14 protein-coding genes are annotated in these 14,196 nt (G+C 30.3%); 6 read left to right on the plus strand and 8 right to left on the minus strand.

Going from position 1 to position 14,196, the window contains the following annotated elements; genetic code table 11:
• Nucleotides 1-8: 8 nt before the first annotated feature.
• The 6 genes from L0U72_RS03065 to L0U72_RS03090 form a co-directional block, all read right to left on the minus strand.
• Nucleotides 9-941, minus strand: a complete 933-nt coding sequence (locus L0U72_RS03065; RefSeq protein ID WP_233898393.1) for a rhomboid family intramembrane serine protease — start codon at nt 939-941, stop codon at nt 9-11.
• A 33-nt stretch (nt 942-974) separates the two neighbouring features.
• Entirely contained in the window at nt 975-1,700 is a 726-nt protein-coding gene (locus L0U72_RS03070; protein ID WP_101916875.1) for a rhomboid family intramembrane serine protease, read from the minus strand.
• A gap of 9 nt (nt 1,701-1,709) precedes the next feature.
• Nucleotides 1,710-3,614: a DNA mismatch repair endonuclease MutL gene (mutL, locus tag L0U72_RS03075; RefSeq protein WP_101916876.1), complete on the minus strand. Its 1,905-nt coding sequence runs from the start codon at nt 3,612-3,614 to the stop codon at nt 1,710-1,712.
• Nucleotides 3,614-3,898: a riboflavin synthase subunit beta gene (locus tag L0U72_RS03080; RefSeq protein WP_101916877.1), complete on the minus strand. Its 285-nt coding sequence runs from the start codon at nt 3,896-3,898 to the stop codon at nt 3,614-3,616. Before L0U72_RS03080 ends, mutL begins: the two co-directional genes overlap by 1 nt.
• A 289-nt stretch (nt 3,899-4,187) precedes the next feature.
• The gene (gene ribH, locus L0U72_RS03085; RefSeq protein ID WP_233860919.1) at nt 4,188-4,694 is read right to left on the minus strand and encodes a 6,7-dimethyl-8-ribityllumazine synthase; all 507 of its coding nucleotides are present in this window, start codon (nt 4,692-4,694) and stop codon (nt 4,188-4,190) included.
• A complete protein-coding gene (locus tag L0U72_RS03090; RefSeq protein WP_101916879.1) occupies nt 4,694-5,476 on the minus strand; it encodes a tetratricopeptide repeat protein in 783 nt (260 codons plus the stop codon). Before L0U72_RS03090 ends, ribH begins: the two co-directional genes overlap by 1 nt.
• 113 nt (nt 5,477-5,589) lie before the next feature.
• Here L0U72_RS03090 and recF point away from each other — a divergent pair, with 113 nt between their 5' ends.
• Nucleotides 5,590-6,669: a DNA replication/repair protein RecF gene (recF, locus tag L0U72_RS03095; RefSeq protein ID WP_233898394.1), complete on the plus strand. Its 1,080-nt coding sequence runs from the start codon at nt 5,590-5,592 to the stop codon at nt 6,667-6,669.
• A gap of 18 nt (nt 6,670-6,687) precedes the next feature.
• On the plus strand, nt 6,688-6,984 hold the full coding sequence (locus L0U72_RS03100; protein WP_101916880.1) for a DUF721 domain-containing protein: 297 nt from the start codon (nt 6,688-6,690) through the stop codon (nt 6,982-6,984).
• A 55-nt stretch (nt 6,985-7,039) separates the two neighbouring features.
• Here the strand turns inward: L0U72_RS03100 and L0U72_RS03105 are convergent, their stop codons facing one another.
• Nucleotides 7,040-8,698 carry a M1 family metallopeptidase gene (locus tag L0U72_RS03105; protein ID WP_233898395.1) on the minus strand — a complete coding sequence of 553 codons (1,659 nt, stop codon included), beginning with the start codon at nt 8,696-8,698 and terminating at the stop codon, nt 7,040-7,042.
• A 116-nt stretch (nt 8,699-8,814) separates the two neighbouring features.
• Between L0U72_RS03105 and L0U72_RS03110 the strand changes: the two genes are divergently transcribed.
• The 4 genes from L0U72_RS03110 (at nt 8,815) to L0U72_RS03125 (ending at nt 12,690) form a co-directional block, all read left to right on the plus strand.
• Nucleotides 8,815-9,615 (plus strand): SDR family oxidoreductase, encoded by an 801-nt coding sequence (locus tag L0U72_RS03110; RefSeq protein WP_233898396.1) that lies wholly within the window; start codon nt 8,815-8,817, stop codon nt 9,613-9,615.
• 98 nt (nt 9,616-9,713) lie between these two features.
• Nucleotides 9,714-10,367, plus strand: coding sequence for a fructose-6-phosphate aldolase (gene fsa / locus L0U72_RS03115; protein WP_233898397.1), 654 nt, complete (start codon nt 9,714-9,716; stop codon nt 10,365-10,367).
• Nucleotides 10,368-10,478: 111 nt separating this feature from the next.
• Nucleotides 10,479-12,203, plus strand: a complete 1,725-nt coding sequence (menD, locus tag L0U72_RS03120; protein WP_233898398.1) for a 2-succinyl-5-enolpyruvyl-6-hydroxy-3-cyclohexene-1-carboxylic-acid synthase — start codon at nt 10,479-10,481, stop codon at nt 12,201-12,203.
• A 1-nt stretch (nt 12,204) separates the two neighbouring features.
• On the plus strand, nt 12,205-12,690 hold the full coding sequence (locus L0U72_RS03125) for a S1 RNA-binding domain-containing protein (RefSeq protein ID WP_101916884.1): 486 nt from the start codon (nt 12,205-12,207) through the stop codon (nt 12,688-12,690).
• Between the two features lie 115 nt (nt 12,691-12,805).
• Here the strand turns inward: L0U72_RS03125 and L0U72_RS03130 are convergent, their stop codons facing one another.
• Complete coding sequence (locus tag L0U72_RS03130; RefSeq protein ID WP_233898399.1) at nt 12,806-14,083, minus strand: alpha/beta hydrolase-fold protein; 1,278 nt, start codon at nt 14,081-14,083, stop codon at nt 12,806-12,808.
• Between the last annotated feature and the right edge of the window lie 113 nt (nt 14,084-14,196).

Below are 14,196 nucleotides of genomic sequence, written 5' to 3' on the forward strand. Positions count from 1 at the left end.
TACTATTTTTAACGTTGTTTGAATAGAAAATCTTTTTCAGCTTTGGTTAGAGTATCGTAGCCTGTTTTACTTATTTTGTCTAAAATTGCGTCAATTTCTTGTTGATTTACAGATTTTTCACTCTTTTTAAGAGTAGTTTTTGTGCTTTTTTTTCCTGATTTATAAACCGTTTTTAATGGTTGCTCTCTTTTATTTTTCTCTTTTCTATTATTTCTATTATTTCTATTATTTTGAAAAAAAGTAGTTACTATTTTTTTAAACGGATTCAAAATTTCTAATTCTTTATTGCTGGCTTTTAACACATATAAAAAACCAAATAATGCACCGCCGATATGTGCTAAATGTCCGCCAGCATTTCCTGCTGGTATTTGGAGAACATCGAAAGCTACCCAAATACACGCTAATTTCCATAGTTTCACAAAACCAATTAACGGAAATTTTAATTCGTAATTAGGCATATATGTGGCAATTCCTATGAAAATAGCCGAAATTCCTGCTGATGCGCCTAATAAAATACTAGTATCGGCAACTTTTTGTAAGGCAGGAAAAAAATGATAACTCGCCATGAAAATAATCCCTCCAAAAACAGTTCCTAAAAGATAAAAATTCAGCAATTGTTTCGACGTAAAGTATTGCTTAAATAAATGTCCGATATAAAATAAGGCAATTAAATTTGATAAAATATGAATAAATCCAGTATGTAAAAATCCGTAGGTAATAATTGTCCAAGGTTTTGATAAAAAATCATCAAAACTAGCAGGCAAAGCAAACCATTTTACTAAAAAATTAGTGTTCGATTCAAATAAAAAACTAAAAGTATTGCTGATAAAAACCAATAAAAATACCGCAAGATTTATATAGATAAGTTGCTCTACAATTCCAGCATTTTTAAATCGATATTTTAAATTTTCAAAATTATTTAACGTATTAAATGTATTCATTCAATATTTTTTTACAAGATACAAGATACTAAATTAAAGTGTTTTAAATTGATTTTTTTTCCAATACCAAGCAATTACAAAACCAATAATTGCACCTCCAATGTGAGCAAAATGTGCAATATTTCCGATAGAATATTTGGTAACTCCAAAGAATACATCACTAGCAATCATGATAGGAATAAAATATTTTGCGGCAATGGGAACAGGGAAAAATATCAAGGCTAATTTAGCATCAGGAAATAGCAATCCGAAGGCAACTAAAATACCGTAAACAGCTCCAGAAGCTCCAACAGCAGGCGTGTGGTACAAACTATAAAACTCGCTCATCGTTTGGTTGGAAAGTGTAATTAGACTCTCATTATATTGTCCTGTATTTAATAAATTTTTGATGTCAATCGCTGAAATTCCTTGTTCAATTAATTGCTCATAAATTCCGTTAAACTGATAATAATTAACAAGCGTATAAATTAATCCAGCACCAATACCCGCCGAAAAATAAAAGAAAATAAACTTATTTTTCCCCCACATTTGTTCTAACGGCGTACCAAATGCCCACAAAGCATACATATTGAAAAGTAAGTGCATCGTGCTTCCGTGCATAAAAATATGCGTAACATATTGCCAAATTCCAAAGTTTTCATTTTCAGGGTAATGTAATGCGAAAATATTGGTTACATCTAAATTTAAAAGCTGTGGTGCAAAATACATAATCACATTAATGATTATCAAATGCTTAATAGCGTCCGTTATTTTTGGCATATTTATTTGTTATTTATTAAAAATAGTATCAATTTCGTTTAATGTTAATGTTTTAAACGTGGGTTTTCCAAAAGGTGAAATAGTAGGTTCTTTACAGCAAAATAAATCATCAACTAAACTTTCTTGCTCTTTATTATTTAGTACCGTTCCTGTTTTGATAGCCAATGATTTCGCAAAAGATTTCGCCATTACATCAAAATGACTAAAACTAGCATCGGGTACTTCTAGCTTAATATCATCTAATAATTCCTCTAAAATTAAAGTGATTTGACTCTCACTAATTGATGTCGGAATCCCACGGATGATAACACTTTCTTTGGTAAATTCATCGAACATAAAACCAGCACTTTCTAAGTCTGATTTTATGGTGTAAATCATTCCGATATCGGGTTTTGAAAACGAAATATTTACAGGAAATAATAATTGCTGACTACTGGCTTCTTTAACGGTAATATTTTCTAAAAATTCTTCGTATAAAATACGCTGATGTGCCAACGATTGATTAATTAAAACTACGCCAGATTTAATAGAACTTAACAAGTATTTCTTCTGAATTTGAAAAGTTTTCCCTGTTTCTGTTTCTTGATGTATTTCAAAAAGTTGAGATTGTGTCGTATTTTCGATATCCTCTAACGATTGATTATCAATATATAAAGCTTCCCAATCACTGGTATCTTTCTTAAAATTAGATTGATATGTTATCGAATTTGAATTATTAGAATCACTCAATTTACTACTATTTTTAGAATCGTTTGAATAGTCTAAAACTTCCGATTTTGGTTGATAACTTGGCGATGATTTGAATGGATTAAAATTCGGATCTACCGTAATTGGTGGAACAGCTGTTGATTTCGAATGATTTTTATTATAATCATACGGAGTATCCAAACTGGCATCCCTGGTAAAATCGAGCGTAGGGGCAACATTATATTGTCCTAAACTATGTTTAATCGTAGCTCGTAAAATAGCGTATAAAACTTTTTCATTATCGAATTTAACTTCTGTTTTTGTCGGATGTATATTGATGTCAATACTATTTGGAGGCACTTCTAAATATAGAAAATAAGAAGGATGCGCACCATTTTCGAGCAATCCTTCAAAGGCATTTACCACGGCATGATTTAAATACGAACTTTTAATAAAGCGATTGTTTACAAAAAAGTATTGTTCGCCTCTTTTTTTCTTAGCAAATTTGGGTTTTGTTATAAAACCTTTGATAGAAATGATATCGGTTTGTTCAGAAATTGGCACCAATCGTTCATTCATTTTGTTTCCAAAAATAGCGACAATTCGTTTGCGTAAATTGCTTTTTTTCAGATGATAAACCTCTGTTGTATTATGGTGTAATGAAAATGAAATATCAGGATGTACTAACGCAATTCGTTGAAATTCTTCTATAATATGACGAGTTTCAATCGTTTCTGATTTTAAAAAATTTCGACGTGCAGGAATATTATAAAATAGGTTTTTAACAGATATGCTTGTACCTTTTGGAGTTATAATATTTTCTTGATTTACAATAGTGCTTCCTTCAATTTTTATGAAAGAACCTATTTCTTGATGTTCTTGTTTTGTTTTGAGTTCGACATGCGCAATCGCAGCGATAGAAGCTAAAGCTTCGCCACGAAATCCTTTAGTATGTAAATTAAATAAGTCTTGTGCGTTTTTAATTTTTGAAGTTGCATGCCGTTGAAAACTTAAATGAGCATCGTTGGCAGTCATTCCTTTACCGTCATCAATTACTTGAATTAATGTTTTTCCAGCGTCTTTTATTAGGAGTTTAACAGCAGTAGCACCCGCATCAATAGCGTTTTCAATTAATTCTTTAACGACTGATGCAGGGCGTTGTACTACTTCACCCGCAGCAATTTGGTTCGCAACATGATCGGGTAATAATTGTATAATATCAGACATTAGTTATTTTTAGATAAAAAGATGGAAAGGTCGAAATCGATAAAAAATAAGAATAAAACTAAAAAAAATGCCACTAAAATTAGAATCGTACTGTTAAAACCACCATTTTCAGAATTTTTAAATTCATCAATAGCATCTGTAAATTTACCTTTTATGCCTTTTGATTTTCCAACGGTTGTACGAAATTCATCAAATTTATGTTTTACTTGATACGGATTTCCGTCCCCTTTGTAGTAAGTAGGCTTGTAGTTAAATTTTTTATTTTCTTTTTTAATAAATCCCATAGCACATTGCTTCTTTTTGAATACTGTAATACTTTTGAAGTGTAACAAAAATTACACCAAATTAAGACGAAATTCAAAGTTACTCAATTATCAATTAATCGTCAAAAATTAAGGATAAATTAACGTTAAAAAAGAGCCAAAATGTACTACATTCTGACTCTTTTTCCTTTATTTTTTGTTTAAATAAGATCTCTTATCAGTCGTTTTTTTGTAAAACGTTGAATTGAATGAATCGCTAAAAAAAAAAGCTAAAAATTCACTAAAAATAGTTTAAAATATCTTGATATAATTAAAAACCTAAAGAACTTATTGGTTTATCGATGTTTTTAAGTGCTGCCATTTTAATTGCTGCAATAGCACATTCAATACCTTTGTTTCCTAGTTTTCCTCCAGAACGGTCTAAAGATTGTTGCTTTGTATTATCGGTTAAAACACAGAATATCACAGGAACATCATATTTAATGTTTAAATCGACAATACCTTGTGTAACACCTTCACAAACAAAATCAAAATGTTTTGTTTCTCCTTGAATTACGTTTCCAATAGCAATAATTGCATCTACTTTTTGAGATTCAATCATTTTTTTACATCCGTAAACAAGTTCAAAACTTCCTGGAACATCCCAAGAAGTGATGTTATTTTCTTGAGCCCCACAATCTAAAAAAGCATCAATCGCTCCTTTGTGTAAGTTTCCTGTAATTTCAGGATTCCACTCTGAAACAACAATCCCAAATCGAAAAGATTTCGCATTTGGGATCGTTGCTTTATCATAATAAGATAAATTTGTTGTTGCCATTATTGCGCGTATTTTGCACTATTGATATATTTTTCAATATCCTTACCTTGATCGGTACTAGCGTATTTTTCTTTAATTTTTGTATATAATTTTTCAGCAGTTTTATATTCTTTTAAAGTCATGGCAGTTTGTGCCGCTTTAAATAAGAATAAAGGCGCTGTAAAGTCATTACTTTTCTTTTTAGCTGCTTTTTGATAATAAGCTAAGGCATCTTCTGGTTGATTAATATCAGCAAAAGCATCGCCAATTGCTCCTAAAGCAGTTGCTCCTAATAATTCATCTTCGGAATCAAAATCACTTAAATACGAAATCGCTTCTTGATATTTTTTAATTTTTAAATATGAAATACCTGCATAATAATTTGCTAAATTTCCTGCTTTTGTACCGCTAAATTTATCAGCAATATCGGTAAAACCATATTTTCCATCACCACCATTTAATCCGATGTTATATAAAGAATCTGCTGCAACACCAGCTGATTTCTCTGCTTTGTCAAAGAATGTTCTTGGATATGCTAATTCATTCGAAGCTTCCTTTTGATTTGGTTCTGAAATGAATGAAGTATAGGCTAAATAACCTAAAATTAAAGCCGCGATTGTTATCAATCCATAAAATAAAGATTTGCTATTTTTCTCAATCCATTGCTCTGATTTATTTGCCGTATCATCTAAAGTATTAAATACTTCAGCCGTGGTACTTTGCGATTCATCAAAGTTCTCTTCAACTTCTTCTACAATCTTTTCTTTTTTAGGTTTGTATCCTCTTTTTTTGTATGTAGCCATAATTGCTTAAAAATTTGTGGAACAAAAATAGCTTTTTAAATTGGATTTTAAAAATTGATTTTTTCGCTAAAAAAAACATAATTTGCAGGTTCTTTTTTGAAACAATTTTCAGTATGTATTTGCAAAAATTATCATTGGTAAACTTTAAGAATATTGAAACGCAATCGTTTGACTTTCAGCAGAAAATAAACTGTTTTGTGGGCGATAATGGCGTTGGAAAAACCAATGTGTTAGATGCTATTTATTATTTGTCGTTTGCAAAAAGTTACTTTAATTCGGTTGCTGGACAAAATATTCGTCATGGGCAAGATTTTTTTATGATTGAAGGAACCTATCAATTAGGCGATAGAAATGAGAAAATTTTATGTTCTTTAAAAAGAGGTCAGAAAAAAATATTAAAAAGAAACGATAAAGCTTACGAAAAATTCTCGGAACATATCGGGCAATTGCCGTTGGTTATTATTTCGCCTGCCGATAGAAATTTAATTGTAGAAGGCAGTGAAACCCGCCGAAAATTTATAGATGGCGTTATTTCTCAACAAGATAAAAAATACTTACAAAGTTTAATTTCGTATAATAAAATTATCAGTCAGCGAAATGCGTTGTTAAAATATTTTGTTGCAAATAGAATATTTGATGCCTTAAATTTAAAAGTATATGATGCGCAATTAATCGAATTAGGAATGGTTATTTATCAAAAGAGAAAAGACTTTTTAGAAGAATTTGTACCGATTTTTAATGAAAAACATCAAATAATTTCAGGAGCAAAAGAAAAAGTGAATTTACGCTATAAAAGTCAATTACATGAAACTTCTTTAGCCGATTTATTAACGCAAAGTTTATCGAAAGATAGAATGTTACAATATACGTCATCGGGGATTCATAAAGATGATTTGAATTTTGAAATTGGCGAATATCCTATTAAAAAATTTGGATCGCAAGGACAACAAAAATCGTATTTAATCGCTTTGAAATTAGCACAATTCGAATTTATTAAAAAACAATCAAACGTAACGCCGATTTTATTATTAGATGATATTTTTGATAAATTAGACGAAAATCGAGTCGCACAAATTGTCGCTTTGGTAAATAATGACGCTTTTGGACAAATTTTTATAACTGATACACATTTTGATAGAACCGAAAATGTACTTAAAAAGAGTAATCAAGAATATCAAATTTTTAATTTATAATATAAATTTTAAAAAAGTATGGCAAAACGAGAAAATGATAGTTTTTCAATTAAAGATTTATTAGGAAGTTATATTAAAGAAGGAAATTTAAACAAAGGTTTTCAGAAAATTCACATTCACGAAGCTTGGGAAAAGTTAATGGGCGCTGGAGTTGCGTCTTATACTAGTGAAGTGAAACTACAAAACGGAACGTTAATTGTTCGTTTAACATCGTCTGTTTTAAGAGAGGAATTAAATTATGGAAAAGAGAAAATAATCCGAATGATAAACGAAGAAATTGGCGAAAATTTAATCAAAAAAATAATGTTGGTGTAATCCCACGATTTGTAGAGACGCGATGCATCGCGTCTCTACGTAACCTATATTGGGTTTATTTTATGTTTTTAATATCTATATAAAAATTTTCATCCACCGTAATTTTAGCCGTTATTTTATCCGAAGAAACTATTGTTTTTTGCCAATTTTTAGTAGGATTTAATTGTTGAGTTTTTTTATCAACCAAAATATTTATAGGCATATTAAAACCTTCAATAACATTCTTCCATCGATATGAAATTTCATTATTTTGAATTTTATATTCAAAAACAGGAATTTTAATGGTTCGTAAATACTGATCAAAAACACAAGATAAATCTAACCCTGATTGTGCTATTAAATAATTTTCAACCTGTTTGGTAGTTACTGTTTTATGATAAAAAACGGAATTTAAACCACGTAAAATTTGTCGCCATTTTTCATCATTATCAAGCAAGGTTCTGATGGTATGCAACATATTTGCACCTTTATAATACATATCGCCAGAACCTTCGCTGTTTACATCATATTGTCCAATAATTGGAATATCATTTTTGATGTTTTTTCGAGTTCCTATAATATATTCTTTGGATGCTTTTCTACCGTAGTAATAGTCTAAAAATAAGCTTTCAGAATAGGCGGTGAAACTTTCATGAATCCACATATCTGCAATATCTTTATTGGTAATATTATTGGCAAACCATTCGTGTCCCGATTCGTGAATAATAATAAAATCGAATTGTAAACCCCAACCAGTTCCTGATAAATCACGTCCTAAATATCCGTTTTCAAAATTATTTCCATACGTAACCGAACTTTGATGTTCCATACCTAAATAAGGCGCTTCTACGAGTTTGTATCCATCTTTATAAAAAGGATATTTCCCAAACCAATGTTCGAAAGCTTTCATCATTTTAGGAGCTTCTTTAAACTGCTTTTTTGCTTTTGATAAATTATCTTGTAACACATAATAATCCATATTTAAAACACCCGCTTCACCGTTATATTTTTCAGAAAAATGTACATAATCGCCAATATTTATATTGACGCCATAATTATTAATCGGATTATCGACAAACCAATGATAGGTTTTTGTACCGTCATTATGTTGCTCGATATTGCGTAATTTTCCGTTAGAAATATCCATCAAATTTTTAGGAACACGCACGCTAATTGCCATGCTATCCACTTCATCATACATATGATCTTTGTTTGGCCACCAAACACTTGCACCTAATCCTTGGCAAGAAGTGGCAACAAAATGATTCCCATTCTTATCTTTTTTCCAGGTAAAACCACCATCCCAAGGCGCATTTTTTGCAACTTTTGGGTGTCCTTTATAATAAATATCCAAAGAATTAACAGCGCCTATTTTTTGAGTTTCTTTCAAATGAATAAAATGTGCATTTCCTTGATGAGTTACTTTTAATTCTCTGCCATTTTGAATAACTTTCGTGATTTTTAAAGGCGCTTGTAAATCAATTTGTAATATATTATGTGGTTTTAAAACGGTGTATTGTACCGTGTTTTTTCCTTGGATAAATTTTTTATCAGGATTCACAGCAATATCTAAATGATAATACGTCAAATTCCACCAAACTCTTTCGGGTGTTATTGTTCCTCGCAAACTGTCTTGATGCGTGAAGTTTTTACTATGTTCAAACAGCGATGTTTGTGCGAATATAGTATTACTGATTATCAGAAAAAAAGTGCTTATAATTAATTTTTTATTCATTATAAAGTTGTTATTAAATAAGGATTACAAATATAAGTGTTTAATTTTTTTGTTTACCAGAATGAATTATGGCTAATTATAGCGAACTTTTCTGATATTTGTATAAAATTTAATAAATGTCAAAAGTCGTATTAATAACAGGCGCATCTTCTGGAATCGGAAAAGCGGTTGCTACTTATTTGCATCATAAAAAGTATATCGTTTACGGAACAAGCAGAAATCCCGAAGGTTTAAAATTACCTTATAAAATGGTGGCTTTAGATGTTACAAAACCAGTAACAATACAAGAAGCTATTCAAAGTATTCTTCAAAAAGAAGGTAGAATAGATGTGTTAATAAACAATGCAGGAAAAGGAATAACAGGGTCGATTGAAGATACGCCAACCGATGAAATGCGTGCGAATTTTAACACGAATTTCTTTGGCGCTATTGATGTTATCAAGGCTGTTTTACCACAAATGCGCCAACAAAAATCGGGTGTTGTTATTAATTTAACATCCATCGCAGGTTATATGGGATTGCCTTTTAGAGGAATTTACTCGGCAAGCAAAGGTGCTTTAGAACTCGTTACAGAAGCCATCAGTATGGAGGTGAAAAGCTTCGGAATTAAAGTAATAAACGTAGCACCTGGTGATTTTGCCACCAATATTGCCGCAGGAAGATATCATACGCCAGTATATGAAAAATCAGCCTATAAAGAAAAATATGCCGAAAATTTAGCTTTAATGGACGGGCATGTGTCATCAGGAATGAATCCTGAAATAATGGCGAAGGCATTGTATGAAATTATAGAACATAAAAATCCTAAAATACATTACAAAATAGGTGGTTTTATGGAAAAATTCTCCATCGTTCTAAAACGAATACTACCTGATAAAATGTATCAAAAACTGTTAATGAATCATTATAAATTATAGCTAAATTATAAATAAATTGTAAATTTGTAAGCAATATTCTGTAAAGTCAAAAAATCGCTTTTAATTAAAATTAATTTAACCATATAACATATATATAGATGAAATTTTTTATAGACACTGCTAATTTAGCACAAATAAAAGAAGCACAAGCGTTAGGGATTTTAGATGGTGTAACGACCAATCCATCTTTAATGGCAAAAGAAGGAATTACAGGCGAACAAAATATTATCAATCATTACAAAGAAATTTGTAAATTGGTAGAAGGTGATGTTTCTGCTGAGGTTATTTCAACTAATTTTGATGGAATGGTAAAAGAAGGAGAGGCGTTAGCCGCTTTAAATCCTCAAATCGTGGTAAAATTACCAATGATAAAAGACGGAATTAAAGCCTGTAAATATTTTTCATCAAAAGGAATTAAAACAAATGTAACACTTGTTTTTTCAGCAGGTCAGGCGTTATTGGCGGCCAAAGCAGGAGCAACGTATGTATCGCCATTTATTGGTCGTTTAGATGATATTTCAACAGATGGATTAAATTTAATCTCTGAAATTCGTTTAATTTATGATAATTATAATTTTGAAACACAAATTTTAGCGGCATCTGTACGTCACACGATGCACATTATTGATTGTGCAAAATTAGGTGCCAATGTAATGACAGGACCTTTAAGTGTAATCGAAGGATTGTTAAAACATCCTTTAACAGACATCGGTTTGGCAAAATTTTTAGAAGATTATAAAAAAGGAAACTAAAAGAAAAAAACTAAGTATTATCGCAAGATTATTGCCATAATATTAATTTTTAGCATAAAATGTCATTTTGAAGTAATTCTTTAAAATGACATTTTTTTAAATTAAAGTAAGATGTATCCAAAAAAAGAACTCGCACAATTAGTTATTTCGGCATGTCATCAATTTAATATTGATACCGTTATTATTTCGCCAGGTTCAAGAAACGCACCGCTGACTATTGGATTTTCAAATCATCCAAATATAGAAACATTAAGTGTTGTTGATGAGCGTTGTGCTGCTTTTTTTGCTTTAGGAATCGCCCAGCAAAAGCGAAAACCTGTGGCTATGATTTGTTCTTCAGGCTCTGCATTATTAAATTATTATCCCGCCATAGCGGAGGCTTTTTATAGCAATATTCCGCTGGTGGTAATTTCTGCGGATAGACCCAAACATTTAATCGATATTGGCGATGGACAAACCATCCGTCAGGAAAATGTGTTTGAAAACCATGTATTATTTTCGGCAAATTTAACAGAATCGACCAATAAATCGGGCAATCAGTTTATTCAAAATAAAACCTTAGTAAGTAAAGCCTTGCAAATTGCAATTTCAAAAAAAGCACCGGTACATATTAATGTTCCTTTTGATGAGCCTTTGTATGAAACTGTTGATGATTTAAAAATGATTGATTTTTCTGAAAATTTAGAAGAAAACAATCAAAATACTAATTTTCAAGATGCTAAAAATTATCAGAAATTAATAGAAATTTGGAATACATCTTCTAAAAAAATGATTTTAGTAGGAAGTCATTTCCCTGAGGATGAATTGCAAGCTGTTTTAACTGATTTAGCTGATAATCAAGGTGTTTTAGTTTTTACAGAAACGACTTCAAATTTATATCATTTAAAATTTATCAACAGCATTGATAAATTGATTATTCCTTTAAACGAAGCTGATTTTTCGGCATTGCGTCCAGCGGTTTTAATTACTTTGGGAGGAATGGTTATTTCTAAGAAAATAAAGCAATTTTTGCGAAAATATACACCTGAAAATCATTGGCATATCGATGAATTTAAACCCATGGATACCTATCAATGTTTATCGGAATTTGTGCAAGATAAACCCGTATATTTTTTACGAAAATTAGTAAATCAGCAAGAAAATAAAGTAAGTGAATTAGCAGAAATTAGCAATATTTATCAACAAAAATGGCTGGTTAAAAAGCAAGAACGACATCAAAAACATCAACAATATTTAGCAAATTGTGAATATTCCGATTTAAAAGTATTTGAAACCGTTTTAAAAGCAATTCCTAACAATTCACAGCTTCAAATTAGCAACAGTTCTATAATTAGGTATTCACAATTATTTGATACCAATAAAACCTTGCAAATATTTTGTAATAGAGGAACAAGCGGGATTGACGGAAGTACAAGCACGGCAATCGGAGCAGGATTCGCTACAAAAACTATCAAAAAAACAACTTTTATCACTGGAGATTTAAGTTTTTTTTACGACAGCAACGCTTTATGGAATGATAATATTCCTACAGATTTTAGAATTATTATAATAAATAATGCTGGTGGCGGAATTTTCAGGTTTATCCCTGGACCATCAACTACAAATGCCACAAATTATTTTGAAACGCCACATCATTTAACGGCAGAACATTTGGCAAAAATGTATGATTTTGAATATACAGCTATTTCAAATTTAGAAGAATTAACAACAGAATTGAACGGATTGAACGGATTGAATGATTTTTATGCGGAATCTGGGAAGCCAAAAATAATGGAGGTTTTTACTCCGAAAGAAATAAATGACGTAGTTTTAAAGAACTATTTTAAAAACTTATAAAATGGAATTACAAGACGGATTATACGAAGACTCACAAGAAAATTCACAAAACGAATTACAAAACGATTCACAAGGTGGTTTACAAGAAGGAGATCAGATAAATTTAAAAATAGTGGAGCAAACACCTTTAGGGTACAATGTTTTAATTGATGATGAATTTGACGGTTTGTTGTTTAACAGTGAAGTGTATCAAGACATTGAAGAAGGTATGGAAACCTATGGATACGTTAAAAAAATACGAGATGATGGTAAAATAGATGTGTCGTTACGTCCACAAGGTTTTAGAAACGTAATTGACAGCGATGCCGATGTAATTATGCGTAAATTAGATGAAAAAGGTTTTTTAATGCTTACTGATAAAAGCTCGCCTGAATCAATTAAATTTCGTTTACAGATGAGTAAAAAGGCTTTTAAAAGAGCTATCGGTGGTTTGTATAAAGATAAAAAAATTGAGCTAAAAGAAGATAGAATTGAATTAATTAAATAATTTTAATTCCAATATTTTTCAATATTCTTTTAAACTTATTTTATATAAAAAAACCGCTATCATTTATTTTTAAATAAAAAGATAGCGGTTTTTTTTTTGATGAAAATTTTATTGATTATTCAGCTTCATTATTTTGGTCTGAATTTTCATCGATATTTTCATTGTTTTCATTGTCTTGAGGAGTTTCTTCAAAGTTTTCTTCAGGGAGAGTTTCGTCTTTCGGTTGGCTATTTTTTAAATCCGTTACTCGTTTTATATTTTCGTAAAAAGCTGTTGCATTCGGATCAGAAGGTCCCATTTTACCAAACGCCGCTTTATAGTAAAACTCCGCTTTTTCGTAATCCTTTCCTAGTTCATGATACTTTCCAACATAGAAATCACCAATATGTGAATTTGGATATTTTATCATTACAAAATCACCTAAAACACGCAAATAATCGCCATCTTGTTTGTCAATAACAATTCCTTCAATCGCAAAAATATCATCTAAACGAACATTCAAATTCGAACCATATAAATATTGAATGTCTAAATATTTTTGTTCTACATATTTTATCGCTTCTAAAGGATCTAAATCTTTAATTTTTGCTTCAAATTCACTTTTGGTGATTTTAGCATACAAATAAAACATCTTTTCAAAAGCTCGTGGAATCGTTTCTCCAATTACCGATAAATAACTCGGAGAATTTTCAAAAGTATCAAAAGTAATGTGCATATTTTTAGCATCAAAAGATGTTAAAAAAGTACCAATTTCTGTAAATCGATCCTGTTGTTCTTCGTTGATATATTTTTTATTATTACTGGTGTATAAAAAATAAGAATTATCTTTTTGACCCAATCTGGCTAAAGAATAAGATTGAATTGTTCGAGCGCTAAACTTTGTAAATTCAGGCGTAATACAAATAAAAGCATTGAAAACAGGCTCAATATCTCTTAAAAAATAAGTGCTAAAATTAGCCGCTTTTCCCTGAGACGCAATGGTTAAGAAAGGTGAAGTTCTGTAATTTAATTCCATATAAGGAATCAATTCTTTTTTGATGAATTTTTGAAATCGTTTCGCACTTTCTGTTAATGCGTTGTTTGATGGAATAATTGAAATATCTTTTTTATAAGTGTTTTTCATGTCAATTCCAACAACGATTTGACGTGGAGCTTTGTCGCTATTTGCATATAATTTAGCGTTTCCAACGTACATATCAAAAAGATATTGATCGCCTAAAATAATGGCTAAAGGATATTTTACAGCTTGTTCTTTCTCGTAATTTTCAGGAATATAAATTTTGACACTTCTACCATTTTTAAAGAAGGCAGAATTAATATTATCGGTAATTACTTTTTGTGAAAAAAGACTAGTGCTTATCAGTAAAGTAACTAAAAAAAAGAGTTGTTTCATGATTATTTTTTAATTTTTTCTTGATTATTTTTTGATTATTTTTAAGCGATTTCTTCAGGCGTTATATTATATCCTTCAAATATAGAAAAGAAAACAAAGTTATATACAAAGTT

The sequence above is a fragment of the Tenacibaculum piscium genome (assembly GCF_021390755.1).
In the GTDB taxonomy this organism is placed as follows: Bacteria; Bacteroidota; Bacteroidia; order Flavobacteriales; family Flavobacteriaceae; genus Polaribacter; species Polaribacter piscius.